This is a genomic window from Aquiflexum lacus, assembly GCF_015476655.1.
GTDB classification, from domain to species: domain Bacteria; phylum Bacteroidota; class Bacteroidia; order Cytophagales; family Cyclobacteriaceae; genus Aquiflexum; species Aquiflexum lacus.
Map to the genome: position 1 here is coordinate 175,800 of NZ_JABFHF010000003.1, position 22,546 is coordinate 198,345.

The following is a 22,546-nucleotide window of genomic DNA, read 5'->3' on the forward strand; positions in this document are numbered from 1 at the left end:
CTTGGCGAGAATTAAATTGAATTATCCTTTTAATGGATTGCGTATATACATGAAAAAAAGCCTTGTAGTATCTTACTGCAAGGCTTTTTAAATCAAATTCGGGCTAGTTTTTTTTCTTGAGGTGATTTTCTATTTGACTTTCCATTCCATCACTCCACTGGCATGGTCTTTTGGTAAAGTGACTTCTAGTCGCATAGCGGTAGTTTCTATCGGTTCGAAATTTACCTTGCAAAACCTGTCGGTGTCTATTTCATAATTGGATTTAGCTTTGACCGGCTTCCACTCATTTCCATCTTTGTAGAGGATTCTCCATTCTGCGGGAATTCTGGTCCCGCCAAAGGGTCCATCATCAAACCAATATACAGCAGCTTCACTGACAGTGACTGATTTTTCAAAATCATATTGCAACCATTCTACTGTGTTTTTCTTGGGCCACCAATGATAAAAAATGATTGACTTGTCATTTGAGTTTTCAGGTTCCATCTGGTCATTGATTGCCTGAATTGCCTTGGTGATATGTGACCCGGTAACAGTACTCTTAGAAGCTATTGTTGGATTTTTTGTGGGCTTTGCATTTTCTTCTTTGGTTGGTATCCACACCAACATTTCGCCTGCGCCTCTGTGAGCCCAAGCATAGTAGGGGATCAGGGTAAGTGACTTATCACTGGCCACAAGATTTTGGTTTTCATTGATTGACATGCCTTTTGCATTCCCTTGGATGGTATAAATACCACCCAAAAGATCCGGGTTGGACTTGGCTTCCAGATGCTGCCCTTCATTTAAAACCAAATTAAGGACTTTTTTGTCTTCCTGATCTGTCCACTCGGCAGCATATACCAACGGCCCTCTTTGGATGGCAATTTTATCTTTGTTGGTAACTAAATTCTCATGGGACTTAATTCTTCTGACTGGCATAGGAAGATTCAATTCTATTTTATCTCCTTTTTTCCATTTGCGATTGATCACGGCAAAGCCTTTTTCCATTTGGATATCAATGGCTTTACCATTTACACTTAACGTGACTTTATCATCTGATTGGTCTATAAAAGTATAAAGCCCACCTGGTGTTACGACATTGCTGGACCATCCTGGTATTCTGAGTTTGATTTTAAATTCTTCCGATCTTTCCGGTGAAACATCGACAAGAATTTTTCCTTCCCAAGGGTATTCAGTTTCTTGGCGGATTTGGACAGGATTGTTTTGGATATTGATTTCTGCAGTGCCTGAAGCAAATAAGTTTATAAACAGCTCATCATCTTTTTGTGCATAAAAATAGCTTGGAACAGAAGGGACGAACCGGGCAACATTGGAAGGGCAACATGCACAACCGAACCATGGGCTCCGCTCGTGTTGGCCATGAGATTCCAATGGGTTGGGATAAAAAAACAGGTCTCCGCTCATACCAACGCCAGAAAGTAATCCATTGTATAGGGAGCGCTCCAATACATCATAATATTTGGCATCTCCATGAAGCATAAACAATCTATGATTCCAATAGACGTTCCCGATAGAAGCACAGGTCTCACAATATGCTGACATATTTGGCAATTCATAAGGAGCCCCAAATGCCTCCCCATGACCTGTGGAGCCAATTCCACCTGTGATATACATTTTTTTGGTAACCACATCTTCCCAGATGGAATTGATGGCATCTATATATGCTTGATTGTTTCTCAAGGCAGCTATATCAGCCATTCCGGCATACATATAAACTCCCCTTACTGCATGTCCCACACCTTCACGTTGTTGGGTGACAGGAATATGGGATTGACTATATTCAGATCCATTGTTTCTGGATTCCAAAAGAAATTCGGAAGTGGTCAAATATTTTTCATCCCCAGTGGCTCTGTAAAGTTTGGCCAAAGCCAATTCAATGATCTGATGTCCTGGGTAAGAGACGATCTTATCTGGACCAAAATCTTCACAAACACGGTCAGCAGCTTTGATGGCTATATCTATTAAACCTCTTTTGCCTGTGGCGTAATAATGGGCGACACCCGCTTCAATTAAATGCCCGAGATTATACAATTCATGACTGAGGTCATGGGTCAGTTCCCATCTTTTTGTCCCTGCCCAGACATGAGGTTTATCTTTAAGAATCGTTCTGTTGGTATATAAATATCCATCATCCTCCTGAGCCTCATCAATCAAGGCAATGAGCGAATCAACCCGCGCTTCCAAATCAGGATCTTCTTCTACCATCAGGACATAGGCGGCACCTTCTAAAATTTTAAAAACATCAGAGTCATCAAATGGATATTCAGAACAAAATCCACCTGTTTCATGCCCGGCTGCAATCCTGAAGTTCTTTATTCTCCCCGACTTTTCTGATTGATCTAAAGTAAAAGGGATAGTAACGTCTTTGGAAGTCTGTAATCTTTTGGACCAAAATTTATCCTCAAATTTGACTGCTGTGAACAAAACAGGTTGGATAGGATAATCCTGCTCTAAAGTAATGGGTTGGGGAAGTTTTTTTAGGCTTTCTTGTACTTCAGGTTTACAATACACCAAAAGAATTATTGATAACAAGAAAAGAGAGAAGTTAATAATTTTAGTTTTGATTGTCTTCATCTGTTATTTTTATTTAATACCATATTTAAAGGTTTTGATAATAAATAATTATCCAATTGATTGAATAATTAAAGGTACCAATCACACTTTAATTTAAATAAATAATTATAGCTCATAGCCTATTTCTCAGGTAATTTGAAAACATGTTAACATACTACTGATATATATTAATATGGTATCAAGCGATCCCATATTTACAGATTTATCTTAGTAAAAAAATTAGTGGAGATTGATTTCACAAGAGCACTGACTAAAAATAATATTCTTAGAATCAAGAATAGTACCTTTGGAATATGAAGGCTCTAAATGATGGATATTTCAAACTCAGGTTTGTTTTACTTTTTAATGTTTAATTCGTGTAAAAAACACAATTATTATTTATGACATGTCTTTTAAATTTTCAATATTTGAATAAATCTTTAGCAAAAATATGAAGAACATTAGCATTATGGGGTTAATGGTGGTATCAACCTTCCTCATTTCAATTTCGTCAAACGCCCAAGAAAACCGACTCATTGTAAATACTGATCAGGGTAAAACAACCATCAGCAGACATATTTACGGTCATTTTGCAGAACATTTGGGAAGGAATATTTACGGAGGTATATGGGTAGGACCTGATTCGGAAATCCCCAATGAAGATGGTTATCGCTTAGATGTACTAAAGGCAATCCAAAATCTTGAAATCCCGAATCTAAGATGGCCGGGAGGTTGCTTTGCAGATGAGTACCATTGGACAGATGGGATCGGTAATCCCAAAGACAGACCGATGATGATCAATACCCATTGGGGAGGCGTTGTTGAAGACAATTCATTTGGGACACATGAGTTTATGAATTTTGCAAAAAAGATAGGAGCAGAACCTTACATCACAGGTAATGTGGGGAGTGGGTCTGTAGAAGAAATGTCCAAATGGATCGAGTATATCAACTTTGATGGTGTCAGTCCTATGTCCAATCTGAGAAAAAAAAATGGTCAGGAAGAGCCATGGAATATCAAATATTGGGGAGTAGGTAATGAAAACTGGGGCTGCGGTGGAAATATGACAGCTGAATATTATGCCAATGAATATAGAAGGTATGCTACCTATGCCAGGGATTATGGTGCTAATAAACTATATAAAATTGCAGGAGGAGCCAATAGTTTTGATTACAATTGGACAGAAGTTTTGATGAAAAATATCCCAATATCGATGATGGATGGGCTTTCATTACACTACTACACGGTGACCGGTACATGGCAGAACAAAACCTCTGCGACTGATTTTGACAAAGCAACCTATTTGGTCACTTTAAGTAAGGCAGCTAGACTTGAAGAACTGATTGTCCGACATGGTGCAATTATGGATCAATATGACCCGGAGAAAAAAGTAGGAATCATCTTTGACGAGTGGGGGACTTGGTTTGATGTAGAACCGGGAACCAATCCTGGATTTCTTTACCAACAGAATACTTTAAGAGATGCGTTTGTTGCCGCGATTTCTCTGAATATTTTCAACAAGCATGCAGACCGGGTCCATATGGCCAACATTGCTCAGACAGTCAATGTGCTTCAAGCCATTATTTTGACCAATGACAACGACATTATTCTTACCCCAACATATCATATTTTTGATATGTACAAACCACACAAGGACGCATTACTTTTATCCCATCACCTGACTTCAGAGGAGTTAAGTATTGGTAGTGAAAAAATGGAATCGCTGAACGTATCTACTTCCAAATCCGAAGATGGAACTGTCAATATCAGTATTGCTAATATCAATCCAGATAAGAAAATTGACTTGGAAGTTCTTTTGAGAGGGATGAATGCAAAATCTGTAACGGCTACAATCCTGACAGCGCCTGAAATCAATTCTTATAATTCTTTCGAAAAGAAAGAAGTAGTGAAGCCAACTGAATTCAAAGATTTTAAGCTGTCCAAAGAATCATTGAAAATAGCTGTTCCAGCCAAATCGATCTTGATGGTCAGAGTAAAATAATTTCTGAAAAATCGCCAACCTAGAATTAATTTTCAGTTTGGAAAATTTCCCAAATCATGAATAATAACTATGTTATAGGCCTTGATTATGGTTCTGACTCTGTCAGGGCAGTTTTGGTCAATACTTCGAATGGAGCAAATCTGGCCGAAGATGTTTTTTGGTATCCAAGATGGAAAGCCGGAAAATATTGCCATCCAGTTTCCAATCAATTCAGACAACATCCCTCAGACCATTTGGAAGGTTTGGAGGCTACTATAAAAAATGTACTTATCAAATCAGAAATTGATCCTGCTCAGGTTAAAGCAATCTGTGTGGACACCACAGGATCTTCTCCGATGCCAGTCGATGAAAATGCCCAATCTCTTGCCTTGAAGCCTGAGTTTGCCGCAAACCCAAATGCCATGATGGTAATTTGGAAAGACCATACCGCTATCGCTGAGGCAGATGAAATCAATCATGTCGCAAGAACATGGGGTGGGGAAGATTATACCAAATACGAAGGAGGGATTTATTCTTCCGAATGGTTTTGGGCCAAAATACTGCATGTCATCCGGGAAGATGAAGCTGTGAAAAATGCAGCTTTCTCATGGATGGAGCATTGTGATTTTATTACTGCCCAATTGATCGGTTGCGAAGATCCTTTAACCTTAAAAAGAAGCAGATGTGCGGCAGGACACAAAGCCCTGTGGCATGAAAGCTGGGGTGGTTTGCCTCCGAAGGAATTCCTTGGAAAGTTTGATTCATATCTTGCTGAACTGAAGGATAGACTCTATATAGATACCTACACTTCGGATGAAGTAGCTGGGAACCTAAGTGAAACCTGGGCTTCTAAACTGGGTCTTTCAACTGATGTTGTGGTAGCCGTTGGTACCTTTGATGCCCATGCAGGAGCGGTAGGAGGAGAGGTGACAGCAAATACCCTGATCAAGGTAATGGGTACGTCTACATGCGATATCATGGTTACAGATAAAGCAACGCTTGGGGATAAATTGATTCCTGGGATTTGTGGACAAGTGGATGGTTCTGTAATTCCCGGCACTATCGGTTTGGAAGCGGGACAATCCGGATTTGGAGATGTGTTGGCATGGTTTAAAAGCCTTTTGCTTAAGCCTTCATTGGAATTGATCGAGGAAAGCCAAACGCTCAATCAAGCTCAAAAAGAAAAATTAATAGCCGATTTGGAAGATCAATTGATTGTCAAATTATCAGAAGAAGCAATGGCTATACCTGTTGCTGAGTCCAGCATTGTGGCCTTGGATTGGATCAATGGGCGGAGAACACCTGATGCCAATCAAGCTTTGAAAGGAGCTATCAGAAATCTCAATATGGGTTCTGACGCAGTAAGGGTCTTCAAGTCACTGGTAGAAGCCATCAGCTTTGGATCGAAGAGCATTGTGGAAAGGTTCAGAGAAGAAGGAGTGAAGATAGATAATGTAATCGGCTTGGGAGGTGTAGCGAAAAAGTCCACCTTGGTCATGCAGACTTTAGCCGATGTACTTAATATGCCTATCAAAGTAGCCTCCTCAGATCAAGCTCCCGCCCTAGGTGCAGCCATGTACGCCTCCGTAGCCGCCGGCATCCACCCCAACACCCAAGCCGCCATCAAGGCTATGGGAAATGGGTTTGATAAAGTATATGAGCCGATTGAGGGGAATGTGGAGGTTTATGAGAAGCTTTATCGGGAGTATTTGGGGTTTGGAGGTGTTATTGAAGGATGAAGGATAAGGGATGAAGGATGAAAGTGGCAAGGTTGAAAGAGAAAGGATGAAGGAGAAGGGAGGAAGTGAATGATTTTAGATTTTAGAAGGTAGATTTTAGATTGGGAAGTGTAGAATGATTAAATTGTTGAAGTAATCATTTTTCTCATCTAAATTTTTATCCATGCAAAATCAACTTAAATCCAGAACAAAAAAATTTTGAATTGATGTAATTGACCTCGCGTAAAAATTACCAAATACAATTTCGTCAAGAATAATTGTGAATCAATTGGTGAAATGTGGAACATCGGTAGGAGCAAACTATAGGGCAGTTTGCAGGTCCAGAAGTAACAATGAATTTATCTCTAAAATGCAAGTTGTTCTAGAGGAGTCAGACGAAAGTTGCTATTGGCTGGAAATTGTCGAGGAAAAAGGTTGGGTTGATGTCAGAGCCCTCCTAAAAGAAGCCAATGAGTTAACAGCCATTTTTGTCAGTAGTATAAAAACCATTAAGAATAAATCCAATAATATTAAAAATAACAATATTAGAAAAACCTAATTTGCATTCTGACCCAAATCTAAAATCTAAGATCTAAGATCTAAAATTACAATGGGAAAATAATTAAAGAGGAAGCGATAAATCCACCTAAATCTAAAATCTAAGATCTAAAATCTAAAATTAATCATGTTTGAACATATAAAAACCTCCTGCCTCCAAGCCAACCTCCAACTCCCCACCCTCGACCTCGTCGTCTACACTTTCGGCAACGTCAGCGCGGTGGATCGGGAAAAGGGGGTGTTTGCCATCAAGCCGAGTGGGGTGCCGTATGAAGATTTGAAAGTGGAGGATATAGTCATTGTGGATTTTGACAACAATATTGTGGAGGGATCCATGAGGCCATCATCCGATACCAAAACACACGCGTTTTTATACAAACATTGGGAGCATATAGGCGGAATTTGTCATACCCATTCCACCTATGCGGTGGCATGGGCACAGTCACAATTGGACATCCCGATTTTTGGTACAACACACGCAGACCATTTGACTGCTGATATTCCATGTGCACCTCCCATGTCAGATGAACTGATTCAAGGTGACTACGAACACAATACCGGGCAACAGATTTTGGATTGTTTTGAAGAAAAGAAACTAAGCGCCAAAGAAGTAGAAATGGTACTGATTGGTAACCATGGACCTTTTGCTTGGGGAAAAGATGCTGCAAAGGCAGTTTATAATAGTAAAGTATTGGAAGAGATAGCAAAAATGGCCTATCTTACCCTACAGATTAATCCCAATGCGCCAAGATTGAAGGATGCACTGATCCGCAAACACTTTGAAAGGAAACATGGAAAAGATGCTTATTACGGCCAAGGATGCTAGGATAGAAGCGAGATGTGAGAATTGAGAACAAAGACTTAATCAAGTCACTGATGAAGCCTTGATAATTCAAGTTATTAACTATTATAAAAGACTTCACCTTGTCATGTCGACGACAGGAGACATCTAGTGAGAGGAGAATGGAGAACCAAGAGCCAAGAGGGGCACAGTCAGAAGCCATTAATAAGTTGTCAACGGTTTGGGGAAGATGCGTGGACCTAGAGGTAAGTGAAAAGAAATAAGAATCGATAAAATTCCGACTGATCATCTGGGTGAATCAATGAGGAATCGAGTTTATAGAATTTTAAACTTTCGCAAAAACACAAACAATAAAACTGAAATGAAAAGAAAGCAACTATTGACCGCAGTACTTTCTGTGGGATTAATTTTTGGGACAATATGGTCCTGTCAATCACCGAAATCTGACAACAAAGAAATGGAAAAAAAAGAAATCAAATTTAATGTCAATATTCAGGAAGTCCCTGTGGGAGGTAAAAATGCCAAATTATTTACTTTTGACAACGGAAACGGAGTAAAGGTTGAAATTTCCAGCTTTGGTGGGGTAATCACCAAATTGATGGTACCTGATAAAGATGGAAATTCCGAAAATATTGTCCTCGGTCATGAAAACCTAGAAGGCTATAATTCCAATGATGGATATTTAGGTGCTTCTGTAGGAAGATATGCAAACAGAATTGCTAAAGGTAAATTTGAATTGGATGGAACAACTTATCAATTGGCCACCAATAATGGTAATAACCACCTTCACGGTGGTTTGATAGGTTTCCACAGAAAGCATTGGGAGGCCGAAATGGTCGAAAGTGAAAATTCCATGAAAGTCAAAATGACTTACCTTAGTCCGGATGGAGAAGAGGGATACCCCGGTAATCTAAAAACAACCCTGACTTTTGAATTAACAGCTGATAATAAGCTTATGGTGGAATTTGAATCTGAGACAGACAAACCCACCATTGTCAACCTGACCCAACACGGCTATTTTAACCTCAGTGGTTTGAATGAAAATATTCTAGGACATGAATTGGTAATCCATGCATCCAAATACACCCCTGTAAATGATGAATTGATTCCAACAGGTGAGTTGGCGTCTGTCCAAGGGACAGCTTTTGATTTTAACGAACCCCATACTGTAGGTGAAAGAATTGCTGAAGTATCAGGTGGATATGATCATAATTATGTGATCAAAGAAAATCATAATGATGAATTGGTGAAAATGGCAGAAGTGTATCATGCTGATTCAGGCAGATTTATGGAATTGTACAGCGATGCCCCTGGAGTTCAGTTCTATTCAGGTAATTTTTTGGATGGAAAAATCACTAACAAAGGAAAAGCATTCACAAAACATATGGGGATGTGTCTTGAACCTCAGGTATTCCCCAATTCTCCCAATGAACCTACGTTTCCCACTTCAAGGTTAAATCCCGGTGAAAAGTACTCACATAGGATCCATTACCATTTTAGTACCAAATAAATTCCTATTTTTGCATCAAATAGTATTGAAAACATGTTTGATAATCTTAGTTCGAAATTAGACCGCGCTTTTAAAACCCTGAAGGGAACAGGGAAAATCACTGAAATAAACGTTGCCACCACTGTCAAGGAAATCAGAAGGGCCTTGATAGACGCTGATGTCAACTATAAAGTAGCCAAAGAAGTCACCGATAAAATCAGAGAGGAAGCCCTTGGCAGGGATGTGTTGATTGCTGTTTCTCCGGGTCAGTTATTGGTGAAAATCACCCAAGAAGAACTGACCAACCTGATGGGTGGCAGTAAAGTCGACGTCAATGTTAAAGGAGACCCGGCTGTTGTTTTGATCTCAGGCCTTCAAGGATCAGGTAAAACCACTTTTACTGGAAAATTTGCAAACTACCTCAAAAAGCAGGGGAAGCAGGTTTTGTTAGTTGCCTGTGATATTTACAGGCCAGCTGCGATCGATCAGTTGAAGGTTTTGGGTGAACAGATAGGAGTAGAGGTCTATGCCGAACCTGAGAATAAGAATGCCATCCAAATTGCCAACAATGCATTGGCTTATGCCAAGCAAAAAGGTAAAAAAATAGTCATTGTCGATACAGCAGGCCGATTGGCAGTGGATGAACAGATGATGCAGGAAATCGAAGCTTTGAAAAAAGCTATGAATCCATCTGAGACGCTTTTTGTGGTCGATTCCATGACAGGTCAAGATGCTGTCAATACTGCTAAAACCTTTGATGAAAGACTGAATTTTGATGGGGTGGTCCTGACCAAATTGGATGGTGATACCCGAGGTGGAGCAGCCATTTCCATCAGGCATGTAGTCAACAAGCCGATTAAATTTATTTCCACAGGTGAGAAAATGGAGGACTTGGATGTTTTCCACCCTGACCGAATGGCCCAGCGAATCCTTGGAATGGGTGATGTGATATCACTTGTAGAGCGCGCCCAACAATCCTTTGACGAGGATGAAGCCAAAAGGATTAATGCCAAAATCCGTAAAAACCAGTTCAATTTTGATGATTTCCTTTCCCAATTGGAACAGATCAAAAAGATGGGGAATATCAAAGACCTCGTAGGAATGATTCCTGGAATGGGAAAAGCCATGAAAGGCTTGGATATTGATGACGATTCCTTCAAACCGATTGAAGCTATCATCAGAAGCATGACACCATTGGAAAGGGAAAACCCGGATATCATCGATGGCAGCAGAAGAAAAAGACTTGCCTCAGGAAGTGGAAGAACCATTGTAGAAGTTAATAACCTGATGAAGCAATTTGGCGATATGCGAAAAATGATGAAACAAATGAACAAAATGGGCGGCCCTCAAAAAGCCCTTGGTGGCATGATGCCGAAGATGGGAAGAAGGTAAATAAAATTGATCAAAAAAACCTCCAAATCACATGATGTGATTTGGAGGTTTTTTATTTTTATTTGAATTCCCACACGGGCAGGTAAGTTCCTAGCCTTTAGTGTTTCCATTAAGGTGTATTGCTGGGCTTAAAGTGTATTTCCCAATTGAAAATTGGTTGTGATATAGGGAAGTAGTTGCAAACTCACCCAGTCGCCAAGGAAGGTTTAATCTACACCAAAGGTGGTTGGCGAAAATTAGGGGAGATCAACAATTTTATCAGATAAAAAGGTCAGTAAAACGTAAAAGTCAATATTTTTAAAGTTTTTAATAATATACAATAGAAGTTTTATGCGGTTTGTAAATATCATCCTACTACTTAGTATTGGAATGAATCCTTGTAACTCTCAAACACAGAAGAAGTTTAAAACTGCCGAAAACCGGGCAGCAGCTTTGAAGGAGTATTATGAAAAAGTCATCAACAGCGCAGGAAGTGAAAAACCTAAATACGAGCAGCTTTTTTTCGAAGCGTTTCCTTCATCTTTTCAAGAAATGCAAAGTGTGTTTGGATATGATGAAGAAAAGGGAGCGGCACCAATGTATTATTACAACATAGAGCTTGAAAGTGAAGGAAAGATTAGTATAATATCATTCTTTTATAATCTAAATTATATAGATAAAGAACAGCATTACAACAAGTACATTAATATTTGTATTGGCGGCCAATGGGATGCTGATAATATCAGTGAAGGATTTGGAATAGGGGCCAAACTATATAATGATACAGAAGCAATGGCATCAGTACTCTCCAAACGAACAAATAAAGAAATAATAAGTGCTATCCGTTTTGTGTTTGATGGCCCTCACCCCGAACAAAGAAAAGAATATTACGAAGAACTATACAACAAGGTAAAATTGGTCAATTCCCGTATTTCCAATTTAATAAAGCTGGCGTATGAACAATTATTGGCAGAAGATGACTGCCATGGGAATTAGGAAAGTAAAAAACTTAAGGATGGAGCTTGGACTTTAAGCCCAGTTTTTTATTTTCCCCATAGGTATGCAAGTGGTGGGGTAATGGATTTATACATTACAGTTCTTTTTCTATTTCATCTATAGCAGAATCAAAGTCCATGGCAGAACTGAGATTTTTCCTGTAATCATCCAGACGTTTTCTTACTAAATTCTTTTGCCAATCTGGTATTTCAACTTCTTCCTGCTCAATACCTTGTGTATTTACTTTTTAATTTATTCCACTCGTTAATAGGTGTGAAAACACCCGTAGTTTGCCCATTTCTGTCTGAAATTTATTGTAATTCATAATTGCATATTTTATTGAAAGCCAAGACCACACCTAGTCGGGGTAAAAAAAGGATTGGATTACACGAATGGGTTAATGATAGTAAGCCGGTTTTCTATAAGTTGGTTGTGCTGTAAATCTTCTGAGTATAGGGTGCTACAACTGGCCTCAAGTGCCGATGAAATTATGATACTGTCGAAAAGTTGGAAGTCGTATCTATTAATTAAATAAAGAGCTTTATCTAAAGTTAAATAGCTTACTGGAATGATTTTACAGTATGACAACACTTTGTTGCATTTTTCCAAAACTTCATTTTTGGGCATTTTTTGTAATCTTCTAGTTACGTTCAAGAACTCAGAAACTACTTGCGTGCTAACAGAAGGAGTACTAGCCAAAAGTGACTCACTGATTCGTCTCTTTTTTTCATCAGAGGAATCATACAAGTACATTAAGACATTGGTGTCAAGGGCGATTCTATTCATTATAATTATTAGCCTCGTCCCGGTTAAACTTGAACTTGCTCATATCCAGAAGGTTCCCCTTGAATATTTCTCTGATATCGCTCAAAATTTGGTTTTGATCAATTTTTGTTTCATCATTTACAAGAACATCCTTATTAAGCTCGAAAGCAATTACTTCCACACGCTTGCCTATCATTTCATCTGGGAGGGTAAGTGTGTAGGAGTTTCCGGTGGGTACTATAATTTCCCTGATTAGTTCCATAATCCTTTTGTTTATCACAAATGTAACAAAAAAGTGGCAAAGGGAGTGCCAGCAATTCCTTTGAACAATTTGCAAATAAACAATAAAAAGAATTCAGTCAGCGAACTTGCATTTTGATAGCAATGGAGGATGGTTGTGATTGAATTGTGTAGATTCATCCCGACAATTGTCGCGGATACACCCAGCCGCCGCTAAAAAATAAGATCAAAATAACCTCCAAATCGCACAATGTGATTTGGAGGTTATTTTTATACTTCGATCTTCCGTCTACAAAATAATTATCAGAGTTAAGACGTTCAGATGACTGCACATCAATTTTACCTAAAAATATACCCCAACCTCAAAGCCAGATGATTGACATTTCCCTGATCAAAATTGTCGCTGACCTGATTGGTCAAGCCCTGACTGAAGTTCAAGCCTAATTGGATTGCTCCAAAGGAATAACCAATCATGGCATTTACAGCGATGGTTAAGGGAGGTTCCTCGTTTGCACCACTTCCAAAATTATAATCACTGGTATTGGTATTGCCATTCAGATCCACTGTTCTTTTACCGGAAAGCCCTAGGTTGAAGGAAGGGCCAATACCAGCAAAAAAGCCTTTTTCATTTCCTCCTGTAAATACAAACTGGATAGGAATCTCCAAATAATTGATGCTCACTTTGGTGATTTCAGAGTCTCCTGTTGTCAGGTTTTCCAAATCATCTTTCCATTGTTTATTCAGGAAGTTGACCGCAGGCTGAATGACAAATTGATCACCAAAAGGAAGATTGTACATGGCACCGAAAGTAAAACTCATAGCGCCACCTAATTTGTCAAAACCATCCGCTGTAGGAAAAGCCTCACCTAAAATACCTACCGGTCCTGCCTGAATTCCAAATTGGGCGAAACTCTCATTGAAATGCAGGACAAATGTTAAAATTAATACTGTCAGGAATTTTTTCATGATATGTTAAATTTGGTCTGAATAAATGTCCTGAAAAAAATAAACGGACCAAATACCCCAAAAGTGGTATAATTTCCTATTCATTTATCCTCCATATTCCTTTTGAAAAAAAACTGACCTTAAGTGATCTTATATTTTTTACCTGGCATTGCCCGGATGATCCCCTGAAACTCCATGTTCAAAAGTTTTGAAGCCAAAACCGAAAGCGGTAACTCCATTCGGAATGCCAATTGGTCAATTTCAAGTTCTTTGGATTCATCAAGAATTTCATAAATCTTTTTTTCTGTCTCGTCCAAATCCTGAATGCTCTCGATTTTGCTTTTTGCTTCCACACTGTTGTTTTCTTTGGACCAAGACAAAGCCTCCTCAAGATCTTTTAATCCTGTAAAAATCGATGCTTTCATGGTTCTAATCAGATTATTGCAACCTTCACTGTAGGTGGATTGGAGATTACCGGGAACAGCAAATACTTCCTTATTATAACTGTAAGCTATTTCGGCAGTAATCAAAGCTCCGCCTTTTTTGGCAGCTTCCACCACAATCAAAGCATCTGAAAGCCCGGCGATTATTCGGTTGCGTTTTGGGAAGTTGGTTGGGTGCATCTCACTTCCCGGCATAAATTCACTGATCAATCCGCCTCTTTCAAGCATGGCAAGTGCGGTATTCTTATGGATAGAAGGATAGATCTGATCGGGTGAAGATCCTAATATAGCCAAGGTGGGCAGGTCAAATTGAAGGGCAGTCTTATGGGCTTCTATATCAATCCCATAAGCCAATCCACTGATGATGGTAGGGTTATATGGGGCGACATCCTCTATGATTTTTCTGGTGATGTTTCTGCCATATTCGGAAGCATTTCTGGTGCCTACTATCCCCAAAGTTCTTTTTGGATTCATGTCGGAAAAGCCTTTGCTGAATAGCACCATGGGCATATCTTCAATACTTTTGAGTCTTTGAGGAAATTGAGGATCGGAAATGGTGACGACCTGAATGTTTTTTTTGGCACACATTTCCAAAATCTCCTCTGCTTTTTTCAGGAAAGCATTCTTTTCCTTCCGCAAGGAGAGGAGTTTTTGATTGACCCTGGGGATTTTTGATGCTTTGCCGTTCGGAAGCTCTAAAAAATTGTAAGCAGATCCGGTATATGCTATGATATTTCTATAGACCGCAGGACCTATCTGCGGAATAAGACTGAGTGCCAATTCATGATGAAGTGTTTCATTCGGCTTTGACATGCATGGTATCTCTGATTTCCATTAAAAATCTCTTGATCTGATGCAACCGGTCAACCATCATGGCTTTGTCAAAAACTTGTTCCTGACCGGTTTTAAGGACTTCCTGAGCCCCTTGCAAAGTATACCCTTTGATTTTCACCAATTGGTAGATATACCGGATTTTTTCTATATCATCCTTTGTAAAACGTCTGTTTCCTTTTTTGTCCTTTTTGGGTTTGATGATATCAAATTCGCCTTCCCAATATCTTATCAATGAGGGGGCTACTTTAAAAATACTAGCTACTTCGCCTATGGAATAGTATTTTTTCTCAATTTCTCTTTCTTTGTACGGCACGGCTTTCAAGTAAAACTTTAATCAAAAATAAGAAAATTTCTTTTGCTTTATACTTTAAATATATTTTTCATCAACTGCCACTTTTCATCTTTTTTAACGCCCGGAAGCTTTTTTTGGTATTTGGACATTAGTTTTTCCCATTTTTGAACAACAGGATTTTCAGCGTCAGACTTTGCTTTTTTTTCAAATGTAAAACCTTCTTCTGTCTCAATAATCATAAACAACCTGTTCTCCCACCTGTAGATTTCCATTGTCGAAATCCCCGAATCGTAAAAGCTTTGTATAATCTCAGGCCAAACCTTTTGGTGATAAGATTCATATTCTGCAATCAAATCAGGATCATTTTTCAGGTCAAGAGTGAGACAATAGCGCATTAGAAGCAGGCTAATTTTGGATGTGGGTGATTCAAAATTGATGAAGTACTACTTTAATACTTTAAATATATGTATCTGATTCATAATGTGAAAAGGAAATAGATAAAATTTAACAATTTATTTTGGTTTTGATGATTTTTCAATCATTATGGCATAATCTTTTTGACATATCCAAAAAGACTTAACCTCAAAGAGTTGCCTTGGGACAAATTTAATATATATAAAAAACAGATGACTTGATTTCTTCGTCAAACACATGAGAGGCAAGCCATGAAAAGGATAATTTAAAATCTCCTTGAAACCAAAAAAATGGTCTTGATTTATCAATTTCAACAACTTATAGAATGAAAATTGCATTTCACCTAAAATTAATTTTTATACCCAAAAGATTGCTTTAAATTAACAGCCATAAATTCAATTTAATCGATGAGAGTTTTTAAAGCCCTGACCTTCTCTATCTTGATTGCACTGATGCAAGTGATTTTTTCTATTCAGGTAAATGCACAAGTTACTACCGTAGGCAAGGAATTTTGGTTTGGCTTTATGGAAAACAACGGGGTTCCACCCGATGCCCCGGACAGGGGGGTAGTGATCATCACTGCAAGTGAAAATGCAAGCGGTACTTTGCAATATGCAGGTAGAACGCTGAGTTTCAACCTAACCCCAGGTCAGCAGTTTATGCACAATATAGATGATGTAGACATGCTTCATCGATCTTCGGGGCAGGTCGAAAATAAAGGGATTTATATCGTATCAACCGGAAATATTTCAGTTTATGCATTCAATGAAAGATTTCGATCAGCTGATGGTACCGTAGTCCTTCCATTGCCCACACTAGGAAAGGATTATTACGTCACTTCCCATTTTGAAACCATGACCACACAGGTGAATTATGATGCCAATATCAATAATGAAAGTACACTTTTGGTAGTAGGAGTGGAAAATGACACCAGAATTGAAATAACCCCATCAGTTTTTACTGTAAATGGTAGGCCAGCCGCCACTCCGTTTGTAATCACGCTGAACCGTGGCCAAAGCTATCAACTCAAAGCAAGGGGTGATTTGACAGGTTCAAGGGTAAGGGTAGTGGGAGAGAATGTTGATGAATGTAAAAATATAGCTGTTTTCGGGGGAAATAAATGGGTCAGTGTAGGTGATTGTGGTCAAGCCAATGACCACCTTTTCCAACAAACATATCCTGTGAATACTTGGGGGACAGAATTTTTTCATATCCCTCTTTCAGGCAGGTCCTCAGGTGAATTGGTAAAAGTTCTGGCATCTGAAAATGATACAGAGGTATTGGTGGATGGAAATAATGTGAGAGTTCTTCAGGCCGGTAAATTCCTTACATTGAACTTTGAACGAAATCAGGTTGCAAATATTGAAACCAATAAACCTTCTTCAGTAACTGTCTTTGCCAAAAGCCAAAGTTGCAATGATCCAGTCCAGCCACTTTTCCAGGATGGTGATCCATTCATGATTTCATATAGTCCCAATCAGCAACTATTAAGCAACATCACCTTCAATGCGCTTCAGCTACCTTCCATTACCAGTCACTATGTGAACATAATTGTAAAAACAGCGACGAAAGGGGAGACTTGGCTAGATGGGCAAAATATAGGTAATAATTTCATTGAGATTTCCCAGAATTCAGAATATTCATATGCAAGAGTCCGAATCAATCAGGGTGTGCATAACCTGAGAAATTCAGAAGGTCTCATCGCCTACGTTTATGGATTTGGCTATATTGAATCATATGGTTATGCTGTAGGTGCAAGTTTGGATAACCTGAATTTTGAGGTTGAAGCATCTTACGATTTTGAATTATTGGGAAAGAGGGTGGCTTGTTATAACAGAGAGGGAACTTGGGAGATAATTCCAGAAAATGATATCTTCACTTATTTTATTTGGGACTTTGGTGATGGAAGTGAAACCAAAATAGGTAAGGTAGTTGACCATACCTATACAGAATTGGGAGAATATGAAATTAAAGTAATTGCTGCAATCAGTGAGGTAAGCTGCGATGAACAGCAAGAGGTTGTTTTCAATGTAGAAGTTGATAATACGGAAGGAGAAATTGCAGGGATTACAAAAGCATGTCCATTGGTAGAAGAATTGACCTATTCGTTATTCTCACAGGAAATTATATCCAAGGTGGATTGGGATGTGGTAGGAGGAGAAATCATTGAAGTAAATGAGGAAAACAAAGAAGTGACAATTCTTTGGGGACCTGCAAATCCAAATGCTCAAGTCATTGCAATTCCATACAATTCCGAAGGTTGTCCCGGAGATCCCATTTCCTTGGGGGTCATTATTAATCCATTGATTGATGCAGGAATTCCTAGTGGTGTGATGGAAATTTGCTTTGACCCAGAACAAACCTATGAGTACACTGTAGCTGAAAAATTCAATAATAGGGGTTTTGAATGGTTTATTGAGGAAGGTGAGATTGTGGGACCAAGTGATCAAAGTGTTGTAGCCGTAAACTGGTCCAATCCTGGTGTTATCGGAAAAATATGGTATCGGGAATTTAGTCTTTTTGATGACATGTGTGAAGGTACTTCTCCAAAATTGGAGGTGATAGTGAACCCGCTATTGGAAGCCTCAGTGTCGGACTTAGATGACGTGTTATGTTTTGGAGGAAACACAGGAAGGATAAATTTAGATGTCAAAGGAGGAAAGTCACCCTACACTTACAATTGGAGCCATCAATCAAACTTAAATTCAAATACTGCAGATAATTTAATATCAGGCTCTTATTCGGTCACAATTACAGATGCTTTTGGATGTTCAGTTTTATTGGAGGATATAGTCGTTGAAGAACCACAATTACTTAGCTACAGGGAGTTAGAATCAATAGCAACATCCTGCTTTGGTAGGGCAGATGGAAGTGAAGTTTTGGAAATCACGGGAGGCATTGGTCCGTATACCATAGACTATCCATCTGCTGTGGTCATTGATAATGAAATAAGGTTTACAGAATTGGAAGGGAAAGACTTTTCTTTTGTGGTTTCAGATGCCAACGGATGTTCTTTGTCTGTTAATTTTAGGATAGACTCTCCTATGCCTACCGTAGCAGATATTAGGGTTCTCAAACCCAGTTGCCCTGGACAATCAAATGGAGAATTGATTGTGAATGCGGTGGATGGTCAAGGACCATATACCTATTTATGGCAGTATGACAATTCAGGCAGCGTAACTTTGGATGGTATTCCTAGGGGTATTTATAATATCAGTATTGAGGACAGCAGGGGTTGTATCAGCAATGGATTAGGAGAAATGGTGGAAGAAGCACCTCAGGTAAGGATGCCGACAGGTTATAAACCAATGGAAGGCTTGTTTGGCCCTGTTTCCAACTGTAATCTCAGTTTCACCTTAAAAGTACTGAACAGATGGGGAAATTTAATCTATAGTGGTGAATCAGGTTGGGATGGATTAGTGGATGGGCAAGAAGCACCAATAGGTTCCTATACCTACTTATTATTTTTGGAAATAAATGTCAATGGTGAGGTTACTTCCAAAGAGTTGAGCGGTTTCTTTACTTTAATCCGTTAATTAAATCGAATAGAACCGTTATTTGAATTCAAGCTGTTATTATTGTAATTTAATTTAAGTAATATGAAAAAAATACTTATTACAGGTGGTGCAGGGTATATAGGGTCCCACACTGCTGTAGCATTGGTCAATGCGGGATATGAACCTGTTATTATTGACAATTTTTCCAATTCAGAAAAATCAGCCTTGGCCGGATTGAATAAAATCTGCGGCAGGGAAATTACCTCCTATGAGGTGGATTGTTTGGATAGGTCAGGAGTTGAAAGGGTATTTGTAGAAAATGATTTTTCCGGTGTGATCCATTTTGCTGCATTTAAAGCAGTAGGTGAAAGCACAAGGAATCCATTGAAATACTATACCAATAATGTTGACTCTTTGCTCATTCTTTTGGAAACCATGTCAAAGTTCGGAGTGAGAGACATTGTTTTTTCATCTTCTTGCACAGTTTACGGTCAACCCGAGGTATTGCCGGTAAAAGAATCCACCCCAAGACAACTTGCAGAAAGCCCTTATGGCAACACAAAAAAAATCTGTGAGGATATTTTGGTTGACTATATCAAAAGTGGGGCTGATTCCAGGATTGTGTCTTTACGGTATTTTAATCCGGTAGGTGCACATCCAAGTTCGGAGATAGGGGAACTTCCTATTGGTGTTCCTGCCAATCTGATTCCTTTTGTCACCCAAACTGCAGCAGGAATCAGGGAGAAGATCACGGTTTTTGGCAACGATTATAATACCCCCGACGGTACCTGCGTCAGGGATTACATCCACGTGATGGATTTGGCTGATGCCCATGTCAAAGCATTAGCTTACTTATCAGATCAGAAAGATAATTTTTACGATATTTTCAATGTTGGAACTGGAAGAGGAAATACAGTATTAGAAGTCATTCAGACTTTTGAAAAAGTTAGTGGTCAAAAATTAAACTATGAGATTGGCGATCGAAGACCAGGAGACATCGAAAAAGTGTGGGCCAATACAGATAAAATTAACAATATATTGGGTTGGGACGCCAAGTATTCATTGGAAGATTCGCTAAGAGATTCGTGGAATTGGCAGAAAAGATTGTCAGAAAGGATAGTTTAATGACAGAAAAATAAATTTATGTATTTGACAAAGAATGGTATAAGATAATGGCATCCATTTTTTTTCAATCAACTTTTGTATAAAATCAACAATTGGCTACCTTTGCGACAATTCAAAAGGGAAGCAAATTACAAAATGGTAGTTCAGCTGGTTCGAATGTCCTGGTTTATCGGGAAAATCGCTGGTTAGGGTTCACTATTTTATCAGAATAATTGAAAACGGAGTGGTAGTTCAGCTGGTTAGAATGCCTGCCTGTCACGCAGGAGGTCGCGGGTTCGAGTCCCGTCCATTCCGCATTAAATCAACGGTTCTTAAAAGAAGAACATTATTAAAAATATTGGAGTGGTAGTTCAGCTGGTTATAATGCCTGTCCCGATATATCGGGAAGGTCGCTGGTTCGAGTTCATCATTTTTAAAGAATAAAGAGTAAACGGAGTGGTAGTTCAGCTGGTTAGAATGCCTGTCCCGATATATCGGGAAGGTCGCTGGTTCGAGTTCATCATTTTTAAAGAATAAAGAGTAAACGGAGTGGTAGTTCAGCTGGTTAGAATGCCTGTCCCGATATATCGGGAAGGTCGCTGGTTCGAGTTCATCATTTTTAAAGAATAAAGAGTAAACGGAGTGGTAGTTCAGCTGGTTAGAATGCCTGCCTGTCACGCAGGAGGTCGCGGGTTCGAGTCCCGTCCATTCCGCTTAAGCCTTGGGAAAACCTAAGGCTTTTTTAATTATGGGTCATTTTGTCTATATAATACAATCTGAAATAGACGGAACCTTTTATATAGGCTCTACCCAAGATCCTATCTCTAGACTCCAAAAGCACAATGCGCTTCACAAAGGTTTTACATCTAGGAAACAGCCTTGGAAAATCGTCTACTCAGAGAAGTTTGAGAATAAGCAGGATGCACTCTTAAGAGAAAGGTTCCTTAAAGCGCAGAAAAGCCGTGAATTTTTTCAACGTTTAATTTCTGGTAGTTCAGCTGGTTAAAATGCCAGTCCCGAATTCTCGGGAAGGTCGCGGGTTCGAGTCCTCCCGATACTCGGGACAGGCTGTCCATTCCGCTTAAGCCTTGGGAAGACCTAAGGCTTTTTTAATTATGGGTCATTTTGTCTATATAATACAATCTGAAATAGACGGAACCTTTTATATAGGCTCTACCCAAGATCCTATCTCTAGACTCCAAAAGCACAATGCGCTTCACAAAGGTTTTACATCTAGGAAACAGCCTTGGAAAATCGTCTACTCAGAGAAGTTTGAGAATAAGCAGGATGCACTCTTAAGAGAAAGGTTCCTTAAAGCGCAGAAAAGCCGTGAATTTTTTCAACGTTTAATTTCTGGTAGTTCAGCTGGTTAAAATGCCAGTCCCGAATTCTCGGGAAGGTCGCGGGTTCGAGTCCTCCCGATACTCGGGACAGGCTGTCCATTCCGCTTAAGCCTTGGGAAATCCTAAGGCTTTTTTAATTTATTGGATATTATTCCATACTTCCGGTTCTTTTTTGGTGTTTACATACAAATAATTTTTCTTCGCAATATTCTTTTTATCTTTGCCCAAGTCAAAAAAACCGAGTATGCTATTAGAATTTGAAAAACCAATCGCTGATTTGGAGCTGAAACTTCAGGAAATGAAGGATTTAGCCAAAGGTAGAAACATTGATTTGACTACAGATATTCAGTCTTTGGAAGAAAAGATTCAGACTTTGAAAAAAGAAACGTTCCAACATCTCACCAGGTGGCAAAGGGTTCAGCTGTCCCGTCATGCGGATAGACCATATGCCCTAGATTACATATATGAAATCACCAATGATTTTATAGAAATCCACGGAGACCGTACTGTCAAAGATGACAAGGCCATGATTGGTGGGCTTGGGGATATTGATGGTAGGTCAGTAATGTTTGTGGGCCAACAAAAAGGTAGAAATACCAAACAAAGGCAAGAACGTAATTTTGGAATGGCCAACCCTGAAGGATATAGAAAGGCATTGAGGTTGATGAAAATGGCTGAGAAGTTTGGCAAACCAATTGTCACCCTCATAGATACTCCTGGTGCATTTCCAGGTATTGAGGCCGAGGAAAGAGGACAGGGAGAAGCGATAGCGAGGAACCTCAAAGAAATGTTTATGCTTAAGGTTCCTGTCATCTGTATCATCATTGGAGAAGGTGCCTCTGGAGGTGCTTTGGGAATTGCCATTGGTGATAAGGTATATATGTTGGAAAACACATGGTATTCTGTGATCTCACCTGAGTCTTGTTCTTCGATTTTGTGGCGAAGTTGGGATTATAAAGAACAGGCTGCTGAGGCCTTGAAGCTTACAGCTATTGATATGAAAACCAACGGTCTGATTGACGGCATTATTGAAGAACCACTTGGTGGTGCTCATAAAGACATGAAAAAAATGGCAGGAACAATCAAACAGACTATTCTGGAAGCCTTGAAAGAATTGGATAAAATCAAACCTGAAAAACGCATTGACCAAAGAATTGATAAATTCTGTGCAATGGGAGTTTTTGAGGAATAGAATCATTTATAC

At 39.2% G+C, this 22,546-nt stretch carries 20 protein-coding genes and 2 tRNA genes; 14 read left to right on the forward strand and 8 right to left on the reverse strand.

The genetic code is table 11. The features are described 5' to 3' along the window. Window positions 1–129: 129 nt before the first annotated feature. Window positions 130–2,571 carry a glycoside hydrolase family 127 protein gene (locus HMJ38_RS04390; protein WP_194973153.1) on the reverse strand — a complete coding sequence of 814 codons (2,442 nt, stop codon included), beginning with the start codon at window positions 2,569–2,571 and terminating at the stop codon, window positions 130–132. Between the two features lie 430 nt (window positions 2,572–3,001). Between HMJ38_RS04390 and HMJ38_RS04395 the strand changes: the two genes are divergently transcribed. From HMJ38_RS04395 to HMJ38_RS04425, 7 genes are all read left to right on the forward strand, one after another. Beyond that, the gene (locus tag HMJ38_RS04395) at window positions 3,002–4,552 is read left to right on the forward strand and encodes an alpha-N-arabinofuranosidase (RefSeq protein WP_194973154.1); all 1,551 of its coding nucleotides are present in this window, start codon (window positions 3,002–3,004) and stop codon (window positions 4,550–4,552) included. 56 nt (window positions 4,553–4,608) lie between these two features. Next, the gene (locus tag HMJ38_RS04400) at window positions 4,609–6,270 is read left to right on the forward strand and encodes a ribulokinase (RefSeq protein ID WP_194973155.1); all 1,662 of its coding nucleotides are present in this window, start codon (window positions 4,609–4,611) and stop codon (window positions 6,268–6,270) included. A 241-nt stretch (window positions 6,271–6,511) separates the two neighbouring features. Beyond that, complete coding sequence (locus tag HMJ38_RS04405; RefSeq protein ID WP_317174494.1) at window positions 6,512–6,808, forward strand: four helix bundle protein; 297 nt, start codon at window positions 6,512–6,514, stop codon at window positions 6,806–6,808. A 126-nt stretch (window positions 6,809–6,934) separates the two neighbouring features. Continuing rightward, a complete protein-coding gene (locus tag HMJ38_RS04410; RefSeq protein ID WP_194973156.1) occupies window positions 6,935–7,633 on the forward strand; it encodes an L-ribulose-5-phosphate 4-epimerase in 699 nt (232 codons plus the stop codon). Between the two features lie 337 nt (window positions 7,634–7,970). Further along, entirely contained in the window at window positions 7,971–9,119 is a 1,149-nt protein-coding gene (locus HMJ38_RS04415; RefSeq protein WP_194973157.1) for an aldose epimerase family protein, read from the forward strand. A gap of 33 nt (window positions 9,120–9,152) precedes the next feature. Further along, window positions 9,153–10,490, forward strand: a complete 1,338-nt coding sequence (gene ffh / locus HMJ38_RS04420; protein ID WP_194973158.1) for a signal recognition particle protein — start codon at window positions 9,153–9,155, stop codon at window positions 10,488–10,490. A gap of 330 nt (window positions 10,491–10,820) precedes the next feature. Further along, window positions 10,821–11,465 (forward strand): hypothetical protein, encoded by a 645-nt coding sequence (locus HMJ38_RS04425; protein ID WP_228779882.1) that lies wholly within the window; start codon window positions 10,821–10,823, stop codon window positions 11,463–11,465. Window positions 11,466–11,559: 94 nt separating this feature from the next. Here HMJ38_RS04425 and HMJ38_RS25745 read toward each other — a convergent pair whose 3' ends face one another. From HMJ38_RS25745 to HMJ38_RS04460, 7 genes are all read right to left on the reverse strand, one after another. Continuing rightward, on the reverse strand, window positions 11,560–11,694 hold the full coding sequence (locus HMJ38_RS25745; protein WP_194973283.1) for an addiction module protein: 135 nt from the start codon (window positions 11,692–11,694) through the stop codon (window positions 11,560–11,562). A 155-nt stretch (window positions 11,695–11,849) separates the two neighbouring features. After that, entirely contained in the window at window positions 11,850–12,251 is a 402-nt protein-coding gene (locus HMJ38_RS25750) for a PIN domain-containing protein (RefSeq protein ID WP_194973160.1), read from the reverse strand. Then, window positions 12,244–12,492 (reverse strand): hypothetical protein, encoded by a 249-nt coding sequence (locus tag HMJ38_RS04440; protein WP_194973161.1) that lies wholly within the window; start codon window positions 12,490–12,492, stop codon window positions 12,244–12,246. The genes HMJ38_RS25750 and HMJ38_RS04440 overlap by 8 nt, the downstream gene beginning before the upstream one ends. Before the next feature lie 317 nt (window positions 12,493–12,809). Continuing rightward, window positions 12,810–13,436, reverse strand: a complete 627-nt coding sequence (locus HMJ38_RS04445) for an outer membrane beta-barrel protein (protein WP_194973162.1) — start codon at window positions 13,434–13,436, stop codon at window positions 12,810–12,812. Between the two features lie 119 nt (window positions 13,437–13,555). Then, window positions 13,556–14,671: a DNA-processing protein DprA gene (dprA, locus tag HMJ38_RS04450; protein WP_194973163.1), complete on the reverse strand. Its 1,116-nt coding sequence runs from the start codon at window positions 14,669–14,671 to the stop codon at window positions 13,556–13,558. Next, window positions 14,655–15,005: a MerR family transcriptional regulator gene (locus tag HMJ38_RS04455; RefSeq protein WP_194973164.1), complete on the reverse strand. Its 351-nt coding sequence runs from the start codon at window positions 15,003–15,005 to the stop codon at window positions 14,655–14,657. Before HMJ38_RS04455 ends, dprA begins: the two co-directional genes overlap by 17 nt. Window positions 15,006–15,052: 47 nt before the next feature. Beyond that, the gene (locus tag HMJ38_RS04460) at window positions 15,053–15,379 is read right to left on the reverse strand and encodes an L-rhamnose mutarotase (protein ID WP_194973165.1); all 327 of its coding nucleotides are present in this window, start codon (window positions 15,377–15,379) and stop codon (window positions 15,053–15,055) included. Window positions 15,380–15,805: 426 nt separating this feature from the next. On the opposite strand from HMJ38_RS04460, the gene HMJ38_RS04465 reads away from it, so the two are divergent. The 7 genes from HMJ38_RS04465 (at window position 15,806) to HMJ38_RS04495 (ending at window position 22,534) form a co-directional block, all read left to right on the forward strand. Continuing rightward, a complete protein-coding gene (locus HMJ38_RS04465; RefSeq protein ID WP_194973166.1) occupies window positions 15,806–18,934 on the forward strand; it encodes a PKD domain-containing protein in 3,129 nt (1,042 codons plus the stop codon). 63 nt (window positions 18,935–18,997) lie between these two features. After that, complete coding sequence (gene galE, locus HMJ38_RS04470; protein ID WP_194973167.1) at window positions 18,998–20,020, forward strand: UDP-glucose 4-epimerase GalE; 1,023 nt, start codon at window positions 18,998–19,000, stop codon at window positions 20,018–20,020. Between the two features lie 220 nt (window positions 20,021–20,240). After that, window positions 20,241–20,314, forward strand: a tRNA-Asp gene (locus HMJ38_RS04475). Between the two features lie 324 nt (window positions 20,315–20,638). After that, window positions 20,639–20,712: transfer RNA gene (locus HMJ38_RS04480), tRNA-Asp, on the forward strand. Between the two features lie 35 nt (window positions 20,713–20,747). Beyond that, window positions 20,748–21,005 (forward strand): GIY-YIG nuclease family protein, encoded by a 258-nt coding sequence (locus HMJ38_RS04485; RefSeq protein ID WP_194973284.1) that lies wholly within the window; start codon window positions 20,748–20,750, stop codon window positions 21,003–21,005. A 109-nt stretch (window positions 21,006–21,114) separates the two neighbouring features. After that, window positions 21,115–21,372: a GIY-YIG nuclease family protein gene (locus HMJ38_RS04490; protein ID WP_194973284.1), complete on the forward strand. Its 258-nt coding sequence runs from the start codon at window positions 21,115–21,117 to the stop codon at window positions 21,370–21,372. Window positions 21,373–21,586: 214 nt separating this feature from the next. Continuing rightward, window positions 21,587–22,534, forward strand: a complete 948-nt coding sequence (locus HMJ38_RS04495; RefSeq protein ID WP_194973168.1) for an acetyl-CoA carboxylase carboxyltransferase subunit alpha — start codon at window positions 21,587–21,589, stop codon at window positions 22,532–22,534. Window positions 22,535–22,546 lie beyond the last annotated feature (12 nt).

Excerpts from the sequence above, each read along its gene's own strand:
- HMJ38_RS04460 (WP_194973165.1), bottom strand. The coding sequence starts at position 15,379 with ATGCGCTATTGTCTCACTCTTGACCTGAAAAATGATCCTGATTTGATT.
- HMJ38_RS04495 (WP_194973168.1), top strand. The coding sequence starts at position 21,587 with ATGCTATTAGAATTTGAAAAACCAATCGCTGATTTGGAGCTGAAACTT.
- HMJ38_RS04390 (WP_194973153.1), bottom strand. The coding sequence starts at position 2,571 with ATGAAGACAATCAAAACTAAAATTATTAACTTCTCTCTTTTCTTGTTA.
- HMJ38_RS04485 (WP_194973284.1), top strand. The coding sequence starts at position 20,748 with ATGGGTCATTTTGTCTATATAATACAATCTGAAATAGACGGAACCTTT.
- HMJ38_RS04410 (WP_194973156.1), top strand. The coding sequence starts at position 6,935 with ATGTTTGAACATATAAAAACCTCCTGCCTCCAAGCCAACCTCCAACTC.
- HMJ38_RS04425 (WP_228779882.1), top strand. The coding sequence starts at position 10,821 with ATGCGGTTTGTAAATATCATCCTACTACTTAGTATTGGAATGAATCCT.
- HMJ38_RS04445 (WP_194973162.1), bottom strand. The coding sequence starts at position 13,436 with ATGAAAAAATTCCTGACAGTATTAATTTTAACATTTGTCCTGCATTTC.
- dprA (WP_194973163.1), bottom strand. The coding sequence starts at position 14,671 with ATGTCAAAGCCGAATGAAACACTTCATCATGAATTGGCACTCAGTCTT.
- HMJ38_RS04490 (WP_194973284.1), top strand. The coding sequence starts at position 21,115 with ATGGGTCATTTTGTCTATATAATACAATCTGAAATAGACGGAACCTTT.
- galE (WP_194973167.1), top strand. The coding sequence starts at position 18,998 with ATGAAAAAAATACTTATTACAGGTGGTGCAGGGTATATAGGGTCCCAC.
- HMJ38_RS04465 (WP_194973166.1), top strand. The coding sequence starts at position 15,806 with ATGAGAGTTTTTAAAGCCCTGACCTTCTCTATCTTGATTGCACTGATG.
- HMJ38_RS04395 (WP_194973154.1), top strand. The coding sequence starts at position 3,002 with ATGAAGAACATTAGCATTATGGGGTTAATGGTGGTATCAACCTTCCTC.
- ffh (WP_194973158.1), top strand. The coding sequence starts at position 9,153 with ATGTTTGATAATCTTAGTTCGAAATTAGACCGCGCTTTTAAAACCCTG.
- HMJ38_RS04415 (WP_194973157.1), top strand. The coding sequence starts at position 7,971 with ATGAAAAGAAAGCAACTATTGACCGCAGTACTTTCTGTGGGATTAATT.
- HMJ38_RS04400 (WP_194973155.1), top strand. The coding sequence starts at position 4,609 with ATGAATAATAACTATGTTATAGGCCTTGATTATGGTTCTGACTCTGTC.
- HMJ38_RS04440 (WP_194973161.1), bottom strand. The coding sequence starts at position 12,492 with ATGGAACTAATCAGGGAAATTATAGTACCCACCGGAAACTCCTACACA.
- HMJ38_RS25750 (WP_194973160.1), bottom strand. The coding sequence starts at position 12,251 with ATGAATAGAATCGCCCTTGACACCAATGTCTTAATGTACTTGTATGAT.